Here is a 23,935-nt window from a genome sequence, read left to right as displayed (position 1 = left end):
TATGATTAGAGGTACAAAAGATAAAGTCGTGATTCCAAACTGTCGTGGTGGTGTTGGCAGTGTTGAAATTCACAATAAAGTGACCAAAGAAGATTTAGTAGATGGCTTATCTCTATTTGCCAAAGTGGTGATTCACCCTTATTCAACAATCGGTTATCACCTGCATACCGATGATGCAGAGGCTTATTATTTGTTGGAAGGTCAAGGTGTTTTTCTTAATCATAATGAAGAACGCATTGATGTGAAAGCTGGAGACTTATGTCTCATTAAAAAAGGTCAAAGTCATGGGTTAGAAAATCATAATGATCAAGAATTACACATCATTGCGATTGTATACTAGCACTTCATATATGTAGGATCGAAACTTAATTTATAGGAGGTGTGGCATTGAAAAAAGTTAAACCTGCTGCTTCATTGGCTGAGCAAGCCTATTCTTCAATCAAAACAGCCATCATGTCCGGTAAGTTAGCTTCAGAAATTGAACTACCTGAAGAAAGGCTCGCAACAGATTTAGGCGTTAGCCGGACACCCTTCAGAGAAGCAATTAGAAGGTTGGCTGCTGAAGGGCTTGTTGTGTTAAATAAAGGAAAGCCTGCGACAGTTGCTACCTTCACAAAAGAGGATTCACTGGATTTTATGGAGCTACGGAGTGTACTTGAGATTTACAATATCCGAAAAGTTGTCTCTATGGACGATCCGATATTTATTCATGCGTTAGAAGAAAATCTAAAAAGACAAGAGGATGCAATAAAAGAGGATGATTATGAAGAATTCATCGATTATGACCGAGCGTTTCATCTGATTTTGGCTTCAAAAAATGAGAATAGTAAAATCAGAGAAATGATACATCAAATGAACTCCGGTGTTAATCGCGCTTTTCTAATGTTATCCAATACAGTTCATATGAGTGCGATGGGCGCATATGAAGAACACGAACGAATTTTGGAAGCAATCAAACTGAAAGATATCGAATTAGCTACTAAGGAAATGACGATTCATTTAGAGAATATCGAAGAAAGATTTTTATTTTATTATAAAAAAAGAAATGAATAGCATTCGTACGAATACAGTTATTTAGGATGACTACCTGTCTGCTAGTAATTAGGTCAATCCATTCAGGTAAATAAGGTTGTTAAAGGATGAGTGAAATGAAGATACAAATTAATGAAAAGGCTCAAGCATTGCAAGTTCCTGGAATTCGGGCATTTTCAAATCAACTTGTAGATTATCCGGATGCTGTCAATTTAACGATTGGACAACCAGACTTTCCGACACCTGAAGCAGTTAAGCGTGCAGGTATTGATGCCATAAATAATGATCTAACCGGTTACTCACATAACGCAGGTTTACTCGAACTTAGACAGGCTGTTTCATCGTTCTTTTCGGACAAGTATGGTTTTACATATAACCCAGTCAACGAGATCGTAATTACAGCTGGTGCAAGTGAAGCGATCGATTCCACATTCCGCACAATACTGTCACCGGGTGATGAAGTGATTTTACCAACACCGCTCTATCTTGGATATGAACCTATTATCGAACTATGCGGGGCAAAAGTTGTTTATATGGATACTTCAGATACGGATTTCCGTCCATCACCGGAACGACTCAAGTCGCTGATTACGTCAAAAACAAAAGCAATTCTCTTTAATTATCCATCTAATCCTACAGGCGTAACGCTTGAAAAGGAGCATATGGATAAAATTGTAGCAGTGCTTGAAGAACATCCAATTTATATATTGTCGGATGAAATATACAGTGAAAATACTTTTTCAGGTGAACATATTTCATTTGCGCAATATGAAAGTTTAAGAGACCGTTTATTTTTAATTCATGGGTTATCTAAATCTCATTCGATGACAGGTTGGAGAATTGGCTATGTATTAGGGCCAGAAGAAATTATGAATCATATTGTAAAAGTCCATTTATATAATACTGTTTGTGCTTCATTGCCAAGTCAATATGCGGGGATTGAAGCTTTAAATAATTGTAGACATATACCAGATGAAATGAATGAGGAGTATATGAGACGTCGTGATTTTGTCTATGAAAGACTGGTGGAGATGGGGCTAGATACGGTTAAACCAAATGGCGCCTTTTACATTTTTCCTTCTATTGAAAAATACGGGCTGGATTCTTTTAGTTTCGCGACAAAACTTCTAAAAGAAGGCGGAGTAGCAGCTGTTCCTGGAAGTGCATTTTCTGAGTACGGGGAAGGTTATCTTCGAATCTCTTACGCGTATGCAATGCCTGTGTTGGAAGAGGGAATGGAGCGTTTGGAAAAGTTTTTAACAGCGTTAAATTCATAATTACATAAACTCTATATGTTGACCTAAAGATTCTGGCTCAAATAAGCCTTTGATTTGCGTTCCGAGCGGACAGTGCGGAAAGTTACAGTTCAATCTTTCCCTGACGCTTTCCGTGGGGCGGGCGGTGAGCCTCCTCAGTCGCTTCGCTCCCTGTGGGGTCTCACCTGTCCCGCTAATCCCACCGGAGTCGCCGCTCTCCACTCCAATCAACTAAATGTCGGATTCTTCATTTCAACTTATATCGCTATTTTTTGTGGAGGTAAAGCAATAAAATCCTATTTTGAAATTCATAAAAAAACTATACTATTTTTAATGTTAAAGGGGTAAATTTTATGACTAACTACTTATGGAACACACCTGAAAAACTGCGTGCCTTATTATGCGAACTTGTGAGCTGGGATAGCCGAACGCTCACAGAAGGCGAAGTTACGTTTGCGCCTAAATTAGAAGCGAAGTTGACGCGTCTATCTTATTTCCAGGAGAATCCCAATCATTTAGAGCTACATGATGCGGGTTTAGGAAGACAAACGGTAACGGCATTATATAAACACCCCGAAGCGACTGAAACAATCGTACTGATTAGCCACTTTGATACAGTACAGACTGAGGAATATGGTGTTCTAGAAGCCCTTGCTTTTAATCCAGAGGAATTAACAAGAAAATTACATGATCATAAAGACGAACTTCCAGAACAAGCGCGAATCGATCTTGAGACTGGGAAGTACTTATTTGGTCGTGGAACGATGGATATGAAAATGGGACTTGCGCTTCATATAGCAATGATTGAGAAGGCGAGTATCGAGCAATGGCCAATTAATCTTTTACTCACAACGGTTCCGGATGAGGAAGTAAATTCCGCGGGTATGCGTGTCGCAGTGAGTGAACTGGTTCGCTTGCGTGAAGTTCACGGACTTACATATAAATTGTTCTTAAACGGGGAGCCATCGTTTTCACAAGGACCTGAAGACAATAAAGAATATATCTATTCAGGGACAATTGGTAAGATTATGCCGTCAGCTCTTTTCTACGGAAAAGAAACGCATGTCGGTGAACCGATGAGGGGGATTACAGCGAACTATATTGCTTCTTTCCTTACACAGCGGATGGAGTGGAATCCATTGTTCAGTGAATCAGACCTTGGCGAAACAACACCGTTGCCGGTTTCGCTGCAACAGAAAGACTTGAAAGCACAATATTCCACGCAAACGCCTTACCGCGCAGCAGCTTTGTATAATGTCTTCCTATTTAAGCGTACGGCCGATGAAGTGATGGATTTGTTTGAACAAGTAGCAATGGAAGCGATGGATGAATGCAGTGCTGCGTATCAAGCGGTTTGTGACAGAGAGCAAGTTAAAGGTGTAGGGAATCCTCGTGTCATTCGCTATGAGGAATTGTTAACGTACGCGACTGAGAAACTTGGGCAAGAAGAAGTTGAACGATTGAAAAATACGGTGCTTGACAACATCGAGGCGGATGATCGTGAACTCTGTATTGAAATCGTAGATAATTTAATGATTCAATGCCAAGAACTTGCACCGGCTACGGTTATTTTCTATGCACCGCCGTATTATCCGGCTGTCAATACGTCTGATAATCCTTTAGTGAAGGAATCAATCGCTTTAGTTCAAAAGGAAGCGAGTAAGTTCGATCTAGAGTTGGATCAAATTCATTACTTCAATGGTATTTGCGATCTAAGTTATGTTAATTACGAAGATGATGGCGATGGTTGGGTGGCGTTTGAGCGTAACACGCCGGTTTGGGGAGATACATACAGTATTCCCTTTAATGAGATGGCGGAGTTGAGTGCGCCTGTATTGAATGTGGGTCCGTTTGGTAAGGATGCACATCAACGGACGGAACGACTTCAAGTAGATAGTGCGTTTGTGGAGATGCCTCAGATGATTGAGGCTTTGATACGAAATATGTTTAAAGAGTAGTACAGATTTTTAGGTACCTGTGCATGACACTATTCTGACTATACAAACAAATTGTATAAAGTGAAAAGGGGAAGCTGACTACTTCGTACTTTGCAGATTTTTATTTGACCTTTTATTCAGATCCTTGAATTGTCATAATTCAGCGATGCGCAGTGCCCTTTTCTATCAAAGTATTGCATGTTTACTTGTTTTATTTAAGGGGTCATGCTAAAGTGAGATAAATTAGTTGCTTAATTCAAACAACTACATACTTTTAATTCTTATCACGAGAGACGGAGGGAACGGCCCTTAGATGTCTCAGCAACCAGCTTTTTAGCATGGTGCTAATTCCAATAGGTATTTTTTATACCTTGCAGATGAGAAGATTGTCTTATCGTTCGGGACCCTCTTCTTAATAGAGGGTCCTTTTTATTTTGGAAAAATGAAATACTTATAAAATGATAGACAAGGAGTAGAAGAAATACATATATTAAAAGCCGATCACTAGAAGAGAAAAATGGAGGATGGATAACAATGAAAATCAACAGGAAATGGTTAAATATATTAGTATTAGCATCAGTCATGGCGCTTGCAGCCTGTACGGGTGGAGAAAGTAAAGAAGAAGCCAATGCGCCAAAGGAAGGAAAAGCTGAAATAAGCGGCGACTTGGTTCTTGCTGTTCAATCGGATGCGAGTACGTTAGATCCTGCTGGGTCGGATGACGTCCCTTCGCATAACGTGCAACAAGCAATTTTCGAAGGCCTTATAAAACGAGATGACGAAAACAATCTAATTCCAGGTTTAGCAAAAGAATGGACAGTTGTAGATGAATTAACTTATGAGTTTACGTTAGAAGAAGAAGTTACATTTCATGATGGAGAAGCATTCAATGCCGAAGCAGTAAAAATTAACCTTGAGCGTCTAATAGATCCAGAAGTGGCTTCTTCAAAATATAATAGGTATGAAATGATAGCGGACATAGAAGTACTTGATGAATTTAAATTAAGAGTGACAACTGAATATCCTTTTTCACCTATATTGGCCCATCTTTCACATAGTGGTGCTGGCATAATCAGTCCAAAAGCGATTGAAGCAGATTATGAAGCAATTAAAAATGGAAAAAACCCAGGAACAGCAATTTCTGAAAATCCGATTGGAACAGGTCATTTTAAGTTTGTAAGCTGGACGCCTGGTGATGAAGTAAAACTTGTCAAAAATGATACATATTGGGGAGAGCAAGCACTTGTAGATACGGTCACTTTTAAAATCGTACCGGAAAGTGGCACACGTAATGCTGATCTTGAGCGTGGATTTGTACAAATTGCTGACCCAGTTCAACCGATTGAAGTGGATTTGCTGAACGGCAGTGATTACGCTGAAGTGATTCAAACACCTTCTACTGGTATTGCGTTTGCTGGCTTTAATATGGACAAAGCACCATTTAATGATGTAAATGTACGGAAGGCTGTATCAATGATAGTCGATAAGCAGGCAATTATTGATGGCGTATATGATGGCTTTGGAACGATTGGAGAAGGTCCACTCGCACCCAATGTATTTGGTTATTCTGAGGACATTAAAGGAATTGAATATAATGTTGAAGAGGCGAAAGCATTAATGAAGGAAGCGGGTCATGAAGATGGCTTTAAAGCAACGGTTTGGACTAATGATAGTCCGCAACGCTCTGACACGGCAGTCTATCTTCAAAGTGTGTTAAAAGAAATCAACATAGAATTGGCTATTGAACAAATGGAGTTTGGAACATATATTGAAAACCTTAAATCAGGCGACCATGATATGTATATCCTAGGTTGGACAAATCCATTAGCAGAGGCTGATAACGGGTTATTCTCGTTATTCCATTCATCCACTGCAGGTGTTCCACCAAATGCCATGTGGTATGGTTCAACAACCGTTGATGAATTACTTGATAAGGGTCGAGAAGAGACGGATATTAAGGAACGTTTAAAACTATATAAACAAGCACAAGAGGAAATTGTAAACGATGCGCCGATGATCTTTTTAAGCTACCCAGAATATTTAACGGGGGTTAGTAAGAAAGTGACTGGATTTAAGATTGACGCGGGTGGGATTTACCATTTGGATCAAGTTCAGTTTGTGGAGTAATTTAGACAACAGATTAATCCAATTATAATCACCTGTCAATGTAGATCCAGCCCCAATGCTGTTGTAAGAATTCATTTATTGGGCTGATGCAACTAGTGGCTCATAAACTGTTATTGGCTCAGGGGTCGTCCCTCTTAGATTGCATTATTATAACTGGGGAGATGAATTTGTAATGCAATTAAATGAGTTACTAAACATATATAAAGACGTTTTTAGCATGAAAAGCGGATATGAAAAAATCATTAAGTTACATAAAGTGGTACGTATTTTATTAATAATTGCAGGCTTAATGGGTATAGCAGTTATTATTTCTGGTATATTTTTTGTAAAGTATATTTTTCTTGCGATAGTAGCCTATCTCGCAAGCAGTATCATAATAACTCTAGTTATTAGATCTATATTAAAGCGAGAATATAATGATATTAATTATTTGGAAAAAAAGTCGAACGCCGAATTTATTGAAAGGATATCCAGTGCTTTATACCTGGATTTCGGGGATGAAAAGGTACTAAATACAATCGGGGACTACTTAAATTTCCATTGGAAAAAGGAAAAGGATAAGTTATCATTTTTAACTCTATTTAAACCTATGATAACTTGGGTCATTTTTATTTTACCAATTTTGTTTACGTACTTTATTGAAGAAATTGATCTTGAGAGCATGTATTTATTGACAGTTCTTTCACTCTATATCCTTGGGTTTTTGTTTATTAGTAACGCTATTTTTATGGAAGTAGATAACAAATCGAAACATAATACAATAAAGTCGGTATTGGGAATATTGAATGAACAAAAAATGTTCATTCTTCGAAAAGAATTGGCAATAGATGAGATAGAAAAATTACTAATTAATAGAGATTATAAATCTCTTTCCCAAAAAATATTAAATGAAGCTGGCTTTCATAACATTATCAAACAAAACGTGTCACATTATATTTCTTCATTAAATTCGATTAAAGGCGTTACATGTAAGAAAAGATTACAAGAAGTTATTAATGACTGTAATCAAATAATTAAAAAGAATACAGGATTGAAAGAATAGAAGCTATGGGTGAATAGTTTTGATGAAGTTGAGTATTGCGGACAGAACGAGCCACTAGAGCGGAGTTTTGAGCCACCGATTGTGGAAGAGAGAGCCAGTAAGTACGGAGAAGGAGGCCACTGGTTGATAAAGGGGCCCAAATAACAAACAGCTATTGGGCACAAGCGTCCAATCGCTGTTTGTTTAATTTGATTTATTTCAGGTACATGGCACTACTCTGAATACAGAATATGATTGTATAAAGTGAAAAGGGGAAGCTGACTACTTCGTACTTTGCAGATTTTTATTTGACCTTTTTTAGATCCTTGAATTGTCATAATTCAGCGATGTACAATTACCTTTTCCAAAATTAAAAGTAAGAACTGTCATAAGTGCACGCTTATCTTCATTTCATCCCCAAGAAATCTTCTATTGCAAATGCAACAAGGCCTAGCGCAGTGGAATGGGTCGCTGGATCTAAAAAGACTAAATTATCTTCGTGAAAACCTATTGTTTGATCTATCTGTTTGTGAATAGGGGCTTGTAACCACTTCTCGGCTGAAGCGATTCGGTTGCCGATGATGATTTGATCAGGATTAAATATATTTATAATGTTTTTTAGTCCGACCCCTATATAATTCGCGACTTCCTCAAACAATTTTAGGGTTTCTTGATGACCAGTTTCGGCAAGCGACAATAAGTATTCCAAGGAAAGTTCTTCATCATCGCCGGCACTGATTCCTAATCGTCGAGCATTTTCAAGTAAAGCCTGTTCTGAAGCGTATAATTCCCAGCAGCCATCACTTCCACATTTACATTGCTTCCCATTCACTTCAATTGTCATATGGCCAAGTTCACCCGAAAAACCGTGTTTCCCTTTATAGAGTTGTTCCTTTATGATTAAGCCTGTTCCAATTCCGATGCCAATACTTATATAAACAATATTACTGTAAGCTTTGCCCACACCAAAATGTTTTTCTCCATAGGCTCCAGCGTTTGCCTCGTTTTCAATGATAATCGGCAAATCATACTTCTCCTGTAAGATTTGTTTCAATTTGATGTTTGTCCACCCTAAGTTGGGAGCCAGTAGAATTTCTCCATTTTCCCATATAGTTCCCGGCACGCCTATGCCAATCCCTATGATTCCATATGGGCTTGGGGGAGCCGCGTCAATAAGGAAATCTATTGTTTTGTACAAGACATCCTCTATTTCATTAAACGATAGGTTCGAAAGTTTTGTTGTTTTTTCATGACGGATATTTCCTTTTAAGTCTGTCAAAATACCGAGCAAATAGTTTACGCCGATATCAATGCCGATTGAATAGCCTGCGAGTTGGTTAAAGATTAACATGACGGGTCTTCTCCCACCACTAGACTCGCCTATACCGGACTCATAAATGAGTTGTTCTTCTAGTAAATCATTGACTAGGGAAGAGACAGTCCCTTTATTCAATCCTGTCACATTAGCGATTTCTGTCCTCGATATCGGAGAGGAATTTAAAATAATCTTTTGAACTAAGGATTTATTTTCCTTTTTCACAACGTGCTGATTCCATGTTTTCTTCACAAACTCAATCCCTTCAATTCAATCGTTAGTGTTACTAGTATAGCATTGAGAAAGTTAAATATAAATACTTTGTTTATACGATGGACAAAGTAAGTCGTTATTGTTATAATCGGAATTGTAAGCACTTACAAAAAATATTGGAGGCAATCATTCATGACTTATTTCAAAAACATAAACGCCATTAAATACGAAGGTGCAAATTCAACAAATCCATTTGCTTATAAATTTTATAATCCAGAAGAAAAAATCGGTGACAAATCGATGAAGGACTATTTACGTTTTGGCGTCGCCTACTGGCATACGTTTACGATGGATGGGTCGGACCCATTTGGTTCGGGGACGATGCTTCGCTCTTGGGATAAATACACGGGGATGGATTTAGCGAAAGCGCGTGTAGAGGCTGCTTTTGAATTCTTTGAAAAGCTGAATGTACCGTTTTTCTGTTTCCATGATATTGATATTGCACCAGAAGGTAGTAATTTACACGAAACGAATAAAAACTTAGATACGATAGTCGGCATGATTAAAGAGTATATGAAGGACAGTCAAACGAAATTGCTTTGGAATACAGCAAATAACTTTACAAATCCACGTTTTGTTCATGGAGCTGCTTCTTCGAATAGTGCTGATGTTTTCGCTTATTCTGCTGCGAAAGTGAAAAAAGGGTTGGAAGTCGGTAAGGAACTAGGGGCTGAAAACTATGTGTTCTGGGGTGGACGTGAAGGGTATGAATCACTTCTGAACACGGACATGAAACTGGAAATGGATAACTTAGCTCGTTTCTATCATATGGGCGTTGATTATGCGAAAGAAATTGGCTTTGATGCACAGTTCTTAATCGAGCCTAAACCAAAGGAGCCAACTACTCATCAATACGACTTTGATGTTGCTACAGGCTTTGCATTCTTACAAAATTATAATCTTCAAGATCATTTCAAATTTAATATTGAAGCGAACCACGCAACACTTGCAGGACATACCTTTGAGCATGAACTTCGTTACGCACGTATCAATAACATGCTTGGTTCGGTCGATGCAAACCAAGGCAATCCGTTATTGGGATGGGATACCGATGAGTTCCCGACGGACGTGTACTCAGCTACATTGGCAATGTACGAAATCATTAAAAACGGTGGGCTTGGACGCGGAGGATTGAACTTCGATGCGAAAGTAAGAAGAAGTTCCTTCGAACCGGAAGATTTGTTCCTTGCTCATATCGCTGGAATGGATACTTTTGCAGTAGGCGCGAAAGTTGCGCAAAAGTTAATTGACGACAAAGTGTTTGAAGATATCGTAGATAATCGTTACAAGAGCTATACGGAAGGCATCGGCTTAGATATTGTTGAAGGAACGACAGATTTCCACAAGCTTGAAGCACATGCATTAGGCTTAGCAGATGTGAAGCTTGCATCTGGTCGTATCGAGCATATTAAAGCAACGATTAACCAATATGTATTGAAAGCTTATGCAGGAGAATAACTTGTAGGCATATCGATCATGTGTAAAGGTGGGATGGTTGTGAAGTACGTAATTGGTATTGACCTAGGAACAAGTGCTGTAAAAATCTTGTTAGTGAATCAAAAGGGGGATGTAGTTCAAGAAGTATCCAAATCGTATCCTTCGATTCATGAAAAAACTGGCTATAGTGAGCAAGATCCCGGGAGATGGGTAAATCAGACGGTTGCAGGATTGTCTGATTTACTAAAGACCTTCGATGGAAATGTTGAAGATATTGAAGGCATTAGTTTTTCCGGGCAAATGCATGGGCTAGTATTACTAGATGAAGAAAATGATGTGTTACGAAATGCGATCTTATGGAATGATACACGCACAACGGAACAATGTCAGCAGATTTATAATGCTGTAGGGAAGAAGCGTCTTCTTGAAATTACCAAGAATCCTGCCTTAGAAGGTTTTACATTGCCTAAGATATTATGGGTGAAAGAACATGAGCCTGAAATATATAAGGAAATTAACAAGTTTGTCCTGCCTAAGGACTATTTACGTTACAAGCTAACAGGTGAATTGCACATGGAATACTCCGATGCAGCTGGAACTTTATTGTTAGATGTAGAGCGTAAAACATGGAGTGAAGAAATCTGTGATGTCCTCGATATTAATGTGGACATTTGCCCGCCTTTAGTAGAATCGCATGCAGAAGTAGGAACAATTACTTCCGAGATTGCCGCATCTACAGGATTGTCACCTAAAACGCGTGTTTTTGCAGGCGGTGCGGACAATGCATGTGGCGCGATTGGATCTGGAATTCTGGAAGATGGTAAAACGCTTTGTAGCATCGGTACGTCCGGCGTTGTGTTATCTCATGAGTCGAGCAGTGATAAAAACTTTGATGGGAAGGTCCATTATTTTAATCATGGTGTTACAAATGCTTACTATACGATGGGTGTTACACTTTCGGCTGGGCATAGCCTAAGTTGGTTCAAAAACGTTTTTGCTGAAGGTGAATCATTTGAGGAATTACTTGCTGAAGTAAGTTCTGTACCAGTCGGTTCGAATGGCTTGCTGTTCACGCCGTATTTGGTTGGGGAGAGAACTCCACATGCAGATGCAGTCATCCGTGCAAGTTTCATAGGTATGGATAGTTCCCATGAAAGAAGGGATTTTGTCCGGGCTGTTTTGGAAGGTATCACGTTTTCTCTCAATGAATCTATTGAAATTTTCCGCAATAAAGGAAAGACCATTGAGACGATTGTTTCAACGGGTGGCGGTACAAAAAATGAGGATTGGCTACAAATGCAGGCTGATATTTTTAATGCCAAAGTCATTAAACTGTCTAGTGAGCAAGGCCCGGGCATGGGTGCCGCAATGTTAGCAGCTTATGGTTGTGGATGGTCTAACTCGTTACAAGAATGCGCGGAGAACTTTTTAACAATCGATAAAGAGTTCGAGCCAAATGAACAACATGTAAGGAAATATGAAAAACTATTTCAGGTTTATAAAGAGGTTTATCAACAAACGAAAACCATTAATCAAAAATTAGTGGAGTATCGTAAATGAATAATATGTTTTTAAGTGATGTCGTGGTTATCCCATTGTTGGGCTAACCACGAAAAATCACTGGCAAACTCAGGATGATTGCTATTTATTACATGCGAAAAGGAGGATAAAGACCGGATTTTAAACTGATAGGTATTCATTCGAAAACTGTCAGATTTGAAAGCGCTTTATTATTTTTTTATAAAATCCGTCTTTAGTAAATTATGAAATCAAAACCTAACTCCCTTTATATTATTTCACTTACATTAGTTGCTGCATTAGGCGGTCTGCTCTTTGGTTATGATACTGCTGTTATTTCAGGTGCCGAAAAGTCAATCGAAGCCTATATGATTACTAGTTTAGGGCTGGGCCCGATGGCACATGGCGCAACGATTTCAAGTGCGTTGATCGGCTGTGTGATTGGCGGGATCATCTCCGGAGTAATCTCCTCTAGATTTGGGCGGAAGAATACGCTCATCGCAGCTGCATTATTATTCTTATTTTCAGCATTGGGATCTGCTTATCCAGAGTTTCTATTTTTCACAAAAGATAATCCTACGTTAGGATTATTGCTAACATTTAATACTTATCGAATTATGGGTGGAATTGGTGTTGGTTTAGCTTCAGCGGTCGTTCCTGTTTACATCGGTGAAATTGCGCCTGCCAATATTCGAGGACGACTTGTATCATTTAATCAGTTTGCGATTATATTTGGAATGCTAGTTGTGTACTTCGTGAACTGGGGAATTGCAAATGGTAATACGCTAGAATGGATTAACGATATTGGTTGGAGATATATGTTTGCTTCCGAAGCAATTCCAGCGTTAATCTTTGCTGTATTATTATTATTTGTCCCGGAAACTCCTCGTTATTTGGCTTTGAATAACCAGGATGATAAGGCATTGGCAATTTTAACTAAAATTAATGGTGAAAAGGTCGCAAAATCTATCTTGAGTGAAATTAAACAAACCGTTTCGATTTCCTCTGGGAAAATATTTTCATACGGAAAAAAGATTATTGTCATAGGGATCCTACTTTCCGTATTCCAACAATTTGTAGGAATTAACGTTGTCCTTTATTATGCACCACGTATTTTTGAAAGTTTAGGTGCCGCAAAAGATGCTTCTATGCTACAAACAATTGTGATGGGATTGGTGAATGTTATTTTCACTGTGATCGCAATCTTGTCCGTTGATAAATTGGGACGTAAGCCGCTATTAATTACTGGATCGATCGGGATGGCAATTGGGATGTTTGGGGTAGCGGGCCTGGCGTACTACAATATTATTGGGATTAGTACGTTAATCTTCATTATTATTTTTACTGCTTCATTTATGATGTCATGGGGACCAATTTGCTGGGTGCTTATATCCGAAATCTTCCCGAATCAAATCCGCGGACAAGCAGTTGCCATCGCTGTCGCAGCGCAATGGGCAGCGAATTACTTTATTTCATCTACCTATCCAAGCATGATGGAATTCAGTAACGTATTAACCTATGTATTCTATGGTGTGATGAGTATACTTTCCGCTATATTTGTTTGGGTGATGGTTCCAGAAACGAAAGGGAAGTCACTTGAACAAATGGAAAGCATATGGACGGTTGCTAAGGAAGTAAATAGTGATAAAAAATCATCTGAGAAAGCAAAATTCACTTCACCTGAAGAAGTCGAAGTCCAATAATAATTTTGCAGAGCACCTAATTTCCAACTAGGTGTTCTTTTTTACTACTAAATTTAGGAGTGTTTGCATGGAGATTGAAACGAAAAGCATGGAAAGAAATTGGAAACAATTTACCTTGAGAAATGATCATGGAATGGCTGTATCTATTTTTAATTTCAGGTACCTGTGCATGGAACTATTCTGACTATACGCTATAATTGTATGAAATTAAAAGGGGAAGTTGACTAATCGGTACTTTCCGGACTTTTATTTGATTATTTACTCAAAGCTTTGAATACTCATAATTCAACCGTGCACAGGTACCTTTCAAATTTCATTTAACTAATATTCAGGGTAATAAAAAACACTCTTAATGAGTGCTTTTTAAGAGCATTTATAATTATTGACCAAGAAAATCCCCTAATATTTCTTCAAGTTCTGCTTCTATTTCTTCTTGATTCATATCTTCAACAGGTTTATATTCCCCTTTTGAATTATTATCCGCTGGATTATGCGGAATACCACCAGATGGAACATATGGTACTTTAGATTTTGGGGAAAAGTCTTTATCGTTTTTATAAATAGAAAATCCAAGTGAAGGTTCTACTCTGTATTTATCAGAGTCACTAATAAGTGTAAATGTTTCGACATTACAATATGAATTTTCTCCTATAAACATTCCATCTAATTTAATGTAATCAAGTTCTTTTAAAAGAGTATACTTTTCTTCATCAGTTAAACTATTAAATTCATTACTAAGTTCCGCTTCTAAGTAAAAATCATAAAACAATAAACTTTCTACTTTATGACTTTCAACTTTTATTAATTCTATACCGCCTTTTATATAGTTCTTTATGGAACTATCAGCAATTTCTTCATTAACTTTAGACATCGTTTCTGTTTTTACATCTTCCGGATTATCTTTTTTTTCACAAGCAACTAGTAATACTATTATAAATGTTGCAATACCTAATAAATAAATATATTTTTTTAGAAAGTCCACCGTATTATTACCTCCACCTAATTTAAATATTACGAAATTACTTTTTTCTTCTGATTATCAAATTCCTCTTGGGTAATAATTCCTTCGCTAAGCAAATCGTGTAATTTTCTAATCTCATCAGCAGTTGTATATGAATTTATTTCCCGAAATTGTACCTCCTTGCTTTCTTCTATCTCTTTTTTTACTACCCTATCTTCTTTATCTGCATGATTTATTAACACACTTATCAACTTATGCCAATGAGTAGCATGACTTAAAGCTTGTTTATAAACCACATTATCTTTTTTCACTTCTGTTTTTAAATTTAATAACATGATTTCTTGTACAGGTGTTTCTGTGTTATTAACTACTATTTGAAGTATCACGCTTTTTACATCCTCCGAAGTTTTGGTATTGCTAGATAAACCACCAATAATTGCCCCTACTCCACCGGCTAGGACACCCCCTATTAATGCTCCACCTATTTGATTAGTTCTAGAAGTTTGTGTTGTAGAAACGCCATCTTCTAATATATGAGATTCTAATAAATCTTTATAGGAATAATATTTTATATAAAATTCATTACTTTCTATAAAATTATGCTCTTTTGTTCTTACAATTGCTAATTGTTTTGATTCCTCATCAAGTGCTAACAAAGAAACATTAATGCACGAAAAAACTTGTTGGGAAGGCTTAAAATTATCGCTTTTAAATTCTTCCTCTATCTTTGCTTTAGTTACACTTAGTTTTTCTGCTCGTTCCATCTCATCACTATTACTAATAATAAGCATTCCTACTAATATTAAGATAAGTATAGTGAGAAAGGCTATACCTGTTCCCACACTTATTGTAAATCCGTAAAGAACTGCAATAATTAATATGCCAGCTAAACAACCCATACAATCCCCCTATTTTATTAGTCCCTAATAAATTTCTCCTGCTTCATTTATAACATAACTTGTAAAGACTGTAACTATAACTTTAGAACTTTAGAACTTTTGTGTAGTGCAAAATAGAAGTATAGAGGTTTGAAAAGGAAAAGTACATAACGTTGGGATATAAATTCCAATAAAAAAGGCTTGCCAGCCCTCCAAAATTACTCTATTTCAGGTAACTGTGCGTGAAACAACTCAGTTAATTCACTACAATTGCATAAAATACGAAGGGGATACCGAATATATAACACTTTGTCCATATCCCCTTGAATTATTACCCAAATCCTTGAGTTGTCATAATTGCACCACGCACACCACAGTTAGGTGCCCAAGCAAGTACAATAGTTTATAGCGTTGTAGAAACAGCCAAAGAGAATGGTTTGAATCCCTTTGTCTATCTTACTTATCTCTTTGAAACGCTTCCCAATATCGATACTGAAGATATGGATATTTTGGATCAGCTGCTCCCATGGTCAACTACGCTGCCAGAAACCTGCCATATCATCAAGAATACGTAAATAATACATACAATAACGCCCACCCGTTTATAGGTGGGCGTTATTTGACGCATACTTTTAAATTAATTTCCGAAAAGATTAAGGAGTATTCGAATAACGGCAAGCATAGTGCTTTCTATTTGGATACGAAGAAAGCTATGGTTATCTAATCGTAACGCTTGCAAGGGATAAGGATGCAGTCCAGGATGCACTTTTGACGGCTAAAATGGTCGACTAATATAAAACGAGTGTATCTCATTGTATGAGGCGTTAATGGACCTGTAGTACGAGTTGGGTCATTACCGTGAGGGCTTAAAGTCTATTACGCTTGTAGGGAAAGATGGCCAAGCCAAAATCGCTGGCATTATGAAAGAATTCCGAAATAATCCGCTAACTTTCATAGTTGGAATTGAAGTCGTTTCTATAGAAGATTACAACACCGCCAAGAAGCTTACAAAAATAATAATATCCTCATCCGAATGAGCCACCTAGGATATATTTGAGAGCCACCCAGTATATTTTGGGGCGTTCTTCTTTGACACGCTACCAAATCTACCAATTTTAAAAATGTATTGACATTATTCAGAATTTGGTTTATTGTAAGTAATTAGTTGCAACTGTTTACTGTTAACAGCAAACAGTTGATTTAAATTAATTGAAAATTTAGAGAGTGGGGCGACAGGATTGAATGTAAAGAAAATCATAATGCTTAGTACCGGTGGAACGATTGCGAGTAAAAGAAATCCTGAAACGGGTTTATTAACAGCTGGAGTTATGTCTGGTGAAGAACTTTCGAATATGTGTGATTTACCTTCAAACATTGACGTTGAAGTGCAATCGGTTTTTCAAATCCCGAGTAACCACATGACCTTTGAGCATTTATTTACATTAAAAGATAAAATTGAAGAGGTATTCGAAAATCAAGAGGTTGACGGCATTGTCGTAACACACGGGACTGATACCTTGGAAGAAACATCTTATTTCTTAGATTTAGTTATTTCTGATGAAAGACCAGTAGTTGTTACGGGTTCACAGAGAGGGCCGACTGTTATTGGAACGGATGCTTTTGTAAATTTACGACAAGCGATTTTATTAGCAGCACACCCAGAAAGTCGCAACACTGGAACAATAGTATTATTCAACGAACGTATTTTTTCAGGGCGTTATGTTCAAAAAAGACATGCTTCGAATGTCGATGGGTTTACGTCATTTGGTTTTGGCTACTTAGGTATTGTAGATCAAGACAATGTTTCGTTCTATCAAAAACCGATTAAGAGAGAGGTTTACACGATTACAAATAAATTACCAAACGTTGAACTTATCAAGTGTGCACTTGGTTCAGATGGTAGATTTATTGATTGTGCCGTGGATTTTGGTGCTTCTGGAATAATCGTTGAAGCTCCGGGCAGGGGACATGCACCACCCTTCATTTTGGAGAGCGTGAAGAAAGCGGTTACAAAAGGAGTCAATGTCCTGTTGACGACAAGCGCAAACGAGGGGGAAGTTAAAACAGTTTATGACTTCCCAGGCAGTGCTTGGAGTTTACAAAATGAGGGTGTCCTATTAGCGAGTGATTATGATAGTAAAAAGGCAAGAATTAAGTTGGCTGTTTTATTAGCAGCCGGGAAAGAAATCGATGCAAGTTACTTTAATTGAAGAATTTTAAAATGGGAAGGAGAGGGTGAAAATTAATCCCAAAATTGTACAAGTACCACCATTGTATTTACAAGTCTATGATGGTATACGGGAAGAAATATTAACTGGTCGAATTGAGGCAAATGGGCAAATCAACGAAGTCCAGTTAGCAAAACAACTTAATGTGAGTAGAGGACCTATTCGTGAGGCGGTTGGGAAATTGGAGCAGGAAGGATTGCTCATCCGAAAAAACAAATCATTATATGTCTATAAAACTTCGAAAGAGGATTTACAAGAAATTTATGCGTGCAGAATAGCCTTGGAATCACTTGCAGTCAAGCTAACTACAAAAAACTTATCTGAAGATGCTATTGCAGAATTAAATGAGGTATTCAGAGAAAAAGAGCGTCTCCTGAAAGTGCAAAGTGTAGAGAATATCTCAGATCGTTTTACAAAGGAATGCTCCAAATTTCATGAAATTATCCTACGCGAAAGTGGGAATGAAAGACTTTATCAACAAACAAATCAATTGCGGAATTTAACACGATTTTATCGAAATTCTAAGCTTCGTATTGCCGAAATTCGTAAGAATATGTACGAGCAACATTTAGGAATATTTGAAGCAATGAAAGCAGGAAAAGGTGAAGAAGCCGCGATTTTAATGAAGGAACATATGGAAAGCGATTTAACATTTTTATTGGAAAACTTTTAAGTGAAATATTAGGGGGATACTATGAAGCCAATCGTGACGAAATACTCCACTAGAGATGGTGGACACTATGTACCAGCAATGGAACACAATGGTGTGCTCTATGTATCGGGACAGTTATCCATTAATCCGAAAACCGGAAAAGTACCGGAAGGCGGCATTAAGGCGGAAGCAGGGCAAGCACTAACGAACTTAGAGTATGTTTTACAAGCTGCGGGAGTCGAAAAGTCTGACGTAATTATGTGCAGAGTTTATATGCCGGATGTAAAGTATTGGCCAGATCTTAATGAAGTTTATTCTGAGTTTTTCGGTAACCACAAACCGGCTAGAGTTGTCATTCCATCGAACAATTTATATGCTGGTTGCCTCGTAGAAATTGAAGCAACAGCAGCAGTAAAGGAGAAGTGAAGGAATCGTGAAATTTACTGAGCTTGACACACCAGCACTATTAATAGATAAAGAAATACTTCTTGATAACTTAAAAAATATGCAGGAATATGCGAATGAATACGGAGTGAATTTACGACCACATACGAAAACACATAAAATGCCTGCAATTGCTAAGTTACAAGAAGAATTAGGTGCAAACGGGATTACCGTTGCAAAAGTTGGCGAAGCAGAAGTTATGGCACAACATGGCATAACTGATATTTTTATTGCGAATCAAATAGTCGGTAAATCAAAAGTTGAACGCATTCGTAAACTTGCTGAGTCGATTGACATTTCCTTTGGGATAGACGATCCATATCATGTGCATGAAATTGAAAATGTTTTCGAAGGAGCAGAAAAAAAAGCACAAGTTGTCATTGAAATTGAAGTAGGTGAAGAACGCTCTGGAATTATTGAAGTAAGTGCTTTCCGTACTCTGTTGGAATTAATCAAGAACAGTAAGAACGTTGAATTCAAAGGAATTTTCTCGCATGATGGTCATTCATACGCGGCGGAAAATCTCGAAGAATGTAAAGAGATATATTTCGAAAGTGTGGATCGAACATTGTTATTTGCAAAAATTGCGGAAGAGATGGACTTGAAAGCAAAAGTGGTTAGTATTGGTTCTACGCCGTCTCTAATGCAAGGTTTTGAAATTCCTGAGGGTGTTACGGAAATTCGACCCGGAACATATGTGTTGATGGATGCATCACAAGCGAATGTTATTGATACTTATGCGCGTTGTGCTGCGTCAGTTCTTACAACAGTCATTAGTAAACCGACCTCGGAAAGAGTAATTACGGACGTTGGTGCGAAAGGAATAACTGCGCAAACGAGAAGCAAAGGGATTACAAGAACGAAAGGTCTTGGCTATATTAAAGGCTTTGACGATGTTTATATTTACGATGTTTTTGATGAGCATGCAATCATTTACGATGAGAAGTTTAGAAATCAAGTGAATATCGGCGATAAAGTAGAAATCATTCCGAATCATATTTGCCCAGTTTGTAATTTGCATGAGAAAGCGTACTTAATCTCAAACGATGAAGTGGTTGATGAATTACTCATTGAATGTAAGGGGAAATTGCAGTAATTAACAGGCCAATATAGTGTCCAAGAAAAACTTGGACACTAGCTACTTATAAATTGATTATCATTTTAAGTACAATTATCAGAAACCCTAAAATGTTCAGAATTCCATGTGAAAAGGGGAGAGTAAATATGCAGCGTATCGAAAATAAAGGTCCAAATGGTTGGGCGTTAGTTCCTTTACTGATTTTTGTTGGACTAATGATTGGAACAGGGGCAATTATGTCTAGTGCGGGAGTTGAAAAGCCGTTTCACCAACTTCCGGCATCAGCTGCATTGTTTATGGCTGTAATAGCTGCATTTATCATTTATAGGGATCCAATCGAGAAGAAAGTTGGTTCGTTCATTCACGGATGTACGAATGAAAACATCCTTATTATGGTGTTAACGGTATTACTTGCAGGTGCATTTTCAGAAGTAGCTGGGGCAATGGGCGGCGTTGAATCTTTTGTTAATTTAGCACTCACGTTTATGCCACCGTCACTCTTAATTGCAGGTTTCTTCATAATTTGTTCATTGATGTCACTGGCAACTGGAACATCGAGTGGAACGGTTGCGGCATTAGCACCGATTGCATTAAGCATCGGACAAGTAGCAGACCTAAATATGGCGATGTTATTTGCAGCAGTTCTTGGAGGTGCATTTTTTGGCGATAACTTGTCGATTATTTCTGATACAACAATCGTTGTAACACGCGGACAAGGTGTCGCTATGAAAGATAAATTCAGGGTAAACCTTTGGATAGCATTGCCCGCAATGATAGTAACGGTAATCTTGTTCCTTATCTTTGGAGGTCAAGAAACTGCAGCGGCACTTGAAATTGGTGAATATAGTGTAATTAAAGTCTTACCATACATTTTTGTTTTGCTCTTTGCGGTGCTAGGCGGGAATGTGTTTGTCGTCTTAACAAGTGGAATTATTCTTTCAGGATTAGTTGGAATATTCCATGGAGATCTTACTTTCATTACTTTGAACCAATCTATATTTACTGGTTTTGAAGGTATGCTTGAAATTATTGTGCTCGCACTATTCATTGGTGGACTTTCACAAATGATGAACGACGGTGGAGGCCTTCAATTTATTATCGATAAGGTTACAAAAAGAGTGAAAGGGAAAAAGACTGCCGAGCTTGGAATAATTGGTATGGTTTCACTAACAGATGTAGCGGTGGCAAACAATACAGCTGCGTTGATTGCAACAAATGATATTGCAAAAGAAATAACCGAAGAATACAAAGTTGACCCAAGAAGAACTGCGGCGATTATGGATATTTTCAGTAGTGTTACCCAGGGACTTCTTCCTTATGGGAATCAAATACTCTTACTCGTCGGGATTGCGGGTGGAATTGTGTCACCACTCGAAATCATTCCATACATGTGGTATGTAATGCTCTTAGGTGTATTCGGAATTATCTCAATCTATATACCTTTCGCAGATCGTGTGATAAAGAAAGAGCCATGGGTTTGGGACAAAGAAGATGTAACAGCGGAATCAAAAATTATTGTAGACAAACCAATAATTAAGACAAAGAGTGCTTCGACTGTTTAATTGAGAGATAGATGAAAATACTTCCACTAAAGTGTAAGCGATTTCATGAAGCGGAAAGGGAGTCACCCTATTTATATAGGGGGGGACTTCTTTTCTTTTTGGACAGATAATTATAAATGATAGTTTAGATATGTGCACAAATACTTGAATAAATATGTACAAATATGTACAGATACAATCGTATTCTTCATAATTATTATAAGGTGATTGGAATGTATTTGGAATTAGATATTAAAAAAGAAATAGAAATAGAGGATCTTTTTGATTTATCAAAACTAAAACTACTAATGTAATTTCAGCTACCTGTGCATGACACTATTCTGGCTATACACTACAATTGCATAAATTGAAAAGGGGGAAGGTGACTACACCTTAATTTATAGATTTTTCTATGATTCTTTATTCAAAACCTTGAATTGCCATAATTCAGCCGTGCACAGGTACCTTTTGGATAAACATATATGTAGGGTTGACTGGAACTTTGGTAATCCTTTTTCCTCTTTCAAATGGTTAGTTACACCTGTGTTATAGGGGTACGTCAAGTTATCTCAATGGTAAGATGATTCTAACTATTCATTCATATTAATCATCCTTAGTCTATACTAAAGATGGTAAATATGAACAGGGGGGTACCAAACATTGGTGAAAAAGAAAAAGTTTATTGTACCATTAGTTTTGTCATCTGCGATATTGATAGGTTCTACCTCAGTAAGTAGTGTACTTGCACAGCCGGTTGGTTCTAGTGAACTTAGTGATGTACAAGCTTCTAAGAAGTGGAATGAGCGGGCAAGCGTTCCTGTTTTTGTGAAGGAGCGACATGCAGAGAAATTCTCTTCTAGTAACTCTTCCAATGCACTTACTTATTTAAAGAAAAACGAAGGTAAAACTGGAATTAAAAATCCGGACAAAAAACTAAAGGTAAAAAAGACAGAGATTGATGATCTGGGTATGACGCACGTCCGTTTTAATCAGTCCATTAATGGCGTAAATGTGGAAGGTTCGGAAGTAATTGTTCATTTTAATGAGGATCATGAAGTTGTAGCTGTCAACGGAAGAGTGAATGAGACCATTGATAATGAGGCCGTGGATACAACTGCCACTATAAGCAGTGATACTGCACTTAAGAGAGCCGTGTCATCTGTCAACGCCCCGGAAGAACTGACTTATGAGCCGACTACTGAACTAGTTGTATACCCTTTTGATAATGAAAATCATACGGCTTATAAAGTGAATGTGAACTTTATGGGGGACAAGCCTGGTAACTGGTTTGTCTTTGTCGATGCAAAAAATGGAGAAGTGATTGATAAGTATAATGGCATAATGCATGCAGATGAAGTGAAAACACAAAATGGGGTTGGGAAAGGAGTACATGGTGATCATAGGAAATTGCATATTAGCAAAGTGAAGGAACCGAAATCTGGAACTAAGTTTGCGTTAGCGGATTACGCTCATGAGAATCTTGAAGGGATATTCACATATGATTCCAAAAATGATACGAATACCCGAAATGATACGCTATATACGGGGAACTCCGCTTCATTCAAAAGTGATTATGATCGAGCTGCAGTCGATGCACACTATAATTCTGAAAAAGTATATGAATACTTTCTAAATGAACATGATCGTAATTCACTAGATGATGAAGGAATGGCAATTACTTCCTACGTTCACTATGGTAACAATTATAATAATGCCTTCTGGAATGGGCGCTGGATGACGTATGGTGATGGTGATGGAGAGTTATTTATTTCACTTTCAGCCGCCCTTGACGTTACTGCTCATGAAATGACGCATGGTATTATCTCCAGTACAGCAAATTTAGTATACCGTGACCAGCCAGGTGCATTAAATGAATCATTCGCTGACGTCTTTGGCGCAATCATTGATGATAAAGATTGGGAAATAGGTGAGGACATTATGGCACCAGCAGCAATAGCTGACGGTAACTGGAGATTGCGCAGTATGAGCGATCCAAATAGTGTTGTCGTTACTAACCAACAAAGAGCAGCTTATGGTAGTGGGGTTTATCCAGCTCATATGGATGAATATTATTATATGCCTCGTAACGTAGATAATGGCGGTGTCCATGTTAACTCTTCGATAACCAATCATGCTGCCTATTTGATTGGACAAGAAATTGGCAGAGAGAAGTTAGGGAAAATTTATTATCGAGCATTAACTGTTTACTTAACACCAAATTCGGTCTTCAGCGATGCACGTAAGGCAATTGTACAGTCTGCAATCGATATTTATGGCGAAGGCAACGCGGAAGAGACTGCAGTTCATGCAGGGTTTGATGCGGTAGGAATTTATTAAGCTAAAATCGGTTGCCTGTACAAGACACTACACTAGACTTGTATGAACAAAAAGGAAATTCATCCGAGGTAAAATTTGGATGAATTTCTTTTGTGTATTTTCTCAAGATTGTAATTTGCACAGGTATAGTCTAATTAATAAAGAGCACTTTGATTTCTTTGCAAATTGGGCATTTCCCTTTGCCATACCCTCGTTGT

The 23,935-nt window shown here is 37.8% G+C and carries 19 protein-coding genes, 1 pseudogene and 1 riboswitch; of the genes and pseudogenes, 17 read left to right on the top strand and 3 right to left on the bottom strand.

Annotated elements, in window-relative coordinates:
* Position 1: 1 nt before the first annotated feature.
* The 6 genes from KSU66_RS08955 (at position 2) to KSU66_RS08930 (ending at position 7,394) form a co-directional block, all read left to right on the top strand.
* Positions 2–340 (top strand): cupin domain-containing protein, encoded by a 339-nt coding sequence (locus tag KSU66_RS08955; protein WP_269051097.1) that lies wholly within the window; start codon positions 2–4, stop codon positions 338–340.
* Positions 341–387: 47 nt separating this feature from the next.
* Positions 388–1,053 carry a GntR family transcriptional regulator gene (locus KSU66_RS08950; RefSeq protein WP_269051096.1) on the top strand — a complete coding sequence of 222 codons (666 nt, stop codon included), beginning with the start codon at positions 388–390 and terminating at the stop codon, positions 1,051–1,053.
* Positions 1,054–1,148: 95 nt separating this feature from the next.
* Positions 1,149–2,309 carry an aminotransferase class I/II-fold pyridoxal phosphate-dependent enzyme gene (locus tag KSU66_RS08945; protein ID WP_269051095.1) on the top strand — a complete coding sequence of 387 codons (1,161 nt, stop codon included), beginning with the start codon at positions 1,149–1,151 and terminating at the stop codon, positions 2,307–2,309.
* A 332-nt stretch (positions 2,310–2,641) separates the two neighbouring features.
* Entirely contained in the window at positions 2,642–4,246 is a 1,605-nt protein-coding gene (locus KSU66_RS08940; protein WP_269051094.1) for a M20/M25/M40 family metallo-hydrolase, read from the top strand.
* A 257-nt stretch (positions 4,247–4,503) separates the two neighbouring features.
* Positions 4,504–4,609, top strand: a riboswitch (SAM riboswitch).
* Positions 4,610–4,759: 150 nt separating this feature from the next.
* Positions 4,760–6,352, top strand: coding sequence for a glutathione ABC transporter substrate-binding protein (locus KSU66_RS08935; RefSeq protein ID WP_269051093.1), 1,593 nt, complete (start codon positions 4,760–4,762; stop codon positions 6,350–6,352).
* A gap of 172 nt (positions 6,353–6,524) precedes the next feature.
* Complete coding sequence (locus KSU66_RS08930) at positions 6,525–7,394, top strand: hypothetical protein (RefSeq protein WP_269051092.1); 870 nt, start codon at positions 6,525–6,527, stop codon at positions 7,392–7,394.
* A gap of 385 nt (positions 7,395–7,779) precedes the next feature.
* Here the strand turns inward: KSU66_RS08930 and KSU66_RS08925 are convergent, their stop codons facing one another.
* Positions 7,780–8,940, bottom strand: coding sequence for an ROK family transcriptional regulator (locus tag KSU66_RS08925; protein WP_269051091.1), 1,161 nt, complete (start codon positions 8,938–8,940; stop codon positions 7,780–7,782).
* A 153-nt stretch (positions 8,941–9,093) separates the two neighbouring features.
* Between KSU66_RS08925 and xylA the strand changes: the two genes are divergently transcribed.
* From xylA to xylE, 3 genes are all read left to right on the top strand, one after another.
* Positions 9,094–10,419: a xylose isomerase gene (gene xylA / locus KSU66_RS08920; RefSeq protein WP_269051090.1), complete on the top strand. Its 1,326-nt coding sequence runs from the start codon at positions 9,094–9,096 to the stop codon at positions 10,417–10,419.
* A 39-nt stretch (positions 10,420–10,458) separates the two neighbouring features.
* Positions 10,459–11,958: a xylulokinase gene (xylB, locus tag KSU66_RS08915; protein WP_269051089.1), complete on the top strand. Its 1,500-nt coding sequence runs from the start codon at positions 10,459–10,461 to the stop codon at positions 11,956–11,958.
* 203 nt (positions 11,959–12,161) lie between these two features.
* Entirely contained in the window at positions 12,162–13,619 is a 1,458-nt protein-coding gene (gene xylE / locus KSU66_RS08910; protein WP_269051088.1) for a D-xylose transporter XylE, read from the top strand.
* A 379-nt stretch (positions 13,620–13,998) separates the two neighbouring features.
* Here xylE and KSU66_RS08905 read toward each other — a convergent pair whose 3' ends face one another.
* Positions 13,999–14,601, bottom strand: coding sequence for a hypothetical protein (locus tag KSU66_RS08905; RefSeq protein WP_269051087.1), 603 nt, complete (start codon positions 14,599–14,601; stop codon positions 13,999–14,001).
* A 29-nt stretch (positions 14,602–14,630) separates the two neighbouring features.
* Complete coding sequence (locus KSU66_RS08900; RefSeq protein WP_269051086.1) at positions 14,631–15,479, bottom strand: SHOCT domain-containing protein; 849 nt, start codon at positions 15,477–15,479, stop codon at positions 14,631–14,633.
* 359 nt (positions 15,480–15,838) lie between these two features.
* Between KSU66_RS08900 and KSU66_RS08895 the strand changes: the two are divergent.
* From KSU66_RS08895 to KSU66_RS08865, 8 genes and pseudogenes are all read left to right on the top strand, one after another.
* A pseudogene (locus tag KSU66_RS08895) lies at positions 15,839–16,033 on the top strand (transposase domain-containing protein); the annotation flags it as partial.
* Positions 16,034–16,181: 148 nt separating this feature from the next.
* Complete coding sequence (locus tag KSU66_RS21435) at positions 16,182–16,250, top strand: hypothetical protein (RefSeq protein ID WP_443028961.1); 69 nt, start codon at positions 16,182–16,184, stop codon at positions 16,248–16,250.
* A 446-nt stretch (positions 16,251–16,696) separates the two neighbouring features.
* Entirely contained in the window at positions 16,697–17,668 is a 972-nt protein-coding gene (locus KSU66_RS08890; protein WP_269051085.1) for an asparaginase, read from the top strand.
* A gap of 25 nt (positions 17,669–17,693) precedes the next feature.
* On the top strand, positions 17,694–18,359 hold the full coding sequence (locus KSU66_RS08885; RefSeq protein ID WP_269051084.1) for a GntR family transcriptional regulator: 666 nt from the start codon (positions 17,694–17,696) through the stop codon (positions 18,357–18,359).
* Positions 18,360–18,380: 21 nt separating this feature from the next.
* Positions 18,381–18,764, top strand: a complete 384-nt coding sequence (locus tag KSU66_RS08880) for a RidA family protein (protein WP_269051083.1) — start codon at positions 18,381–18,383, stop codon at positions 18,762–18,764.
* 7 nt (positions 18,765–18,771) lie between these two features.
* Entirely contained in the window at positions 18,772–19,878 is a 1,107-nt protein-coding gene (locus KSU66_RS08875) for a D-TA family PLP-dependent enzyme (protein ID WP_269051082.1), read from the top strand.
* Positions 19,879–20,006: 128 nt separating this feature from the next.
* Complete coding sequence (locus KSU66_RS08870) at positions 20,007–21,422, top strand: Na+/H+ antiporter NhaC family protein (RefSeq protein WP_269051081.1); 1,416 nt, start codon at positions 20,007–20,009, stop codon at positions 21,420–21,422.
* 642 nt (positions 21,423–22,064) lie between these two features.
* On the top strand, positions 22,065–23,738 hold the full coding sequence (locus tag KSU66_RS08865) for a M4 family metallopeptidase (RefSeq protein ID WP_269051223.1): 1,674 nt from the start codon (positions 22,065–22,067) through the stop codon (positions 23,736–23,738).
* Positions 23,739–23,935: the final 197 nt, after the last annotated feature.

The organism is Sporosarcina sp. G11-34, assembly GCF_026931025.1.
The sequence above is the reverse complement of the archived record's forward strand: the minus strand, read 5'-3'. Positions and strand labels throughout refer to the sequence as shown.

Bases quoted from the DNA above. Each gene is read 5' to 3' on its own strand.
- KSU66_RS08945 (WP_269051095.1), top strand. From the start codon at position 1,149: ATGAAGATACAAATTAATGAAAAGGCTCAAGCATTGCAAGTTCCTGGA.
- KSU66_RS08900 (WP_269051086.1), bottom strand. From the start codon at position 15,479: ATGGGTTGTTTAGCTGGCATATTAATTATTGCAGTTCTTTACGGATTT.
- xylE (WP_269051088.1), top strand. From the start codon at position 12,162: ATGAAATCAAAACCTAACTCCCTTTATATTATTTCACTTACATTAGTT.
- KSU66_RS08935 (WP_269051093.1), top strand. From the start codon at position 4,760: ATGAAAATCAACAGGAAATGGTTAAATATATTAGTATTAGCATCAGTC.
- KSU66_RS08930 (WP_269051092.1), top strand. From the start codon at position 6,525: ATGCAATTAAATGAGTTACTAAACATATATAAAGACGTTTTTAGCATG.
- xylA (WP_269051090.1), top strand. From the start codon at position 9,094: ATGACTTATTTCAAAAACATAAACGCCATTAAATACGAAGGTGCAAAT.
- KSU66_RS08955 (WP_269051097.1), top strand. From the start codon at position 2: ATGATTAGAGGTACAAAAGATAAAGTCGTGATTCCAAACTGTCGTGGT.
- KSU66_RS08870 (WP_269051081.1), top strand. From the start codon at position 20,007: ATGCAGCGTATCGAAAATAAAGGTCCAAATGGTTGGGCGTTAGTTCCT.
- KSU66_RS08880 (WP_269051083.1), top strand. From the start codon at position 18,381: ATGAAGCCAATCGTGACGAAATACTCCACTAGAGATGGTGGACACTAT.
- KSU66_RS08940 (WP_269051094.1), top strand. From the start codon at position 2,642: ATGACTAACTACTTATGGAACACACCTGAAAAACTGCGTGCCTTATTA.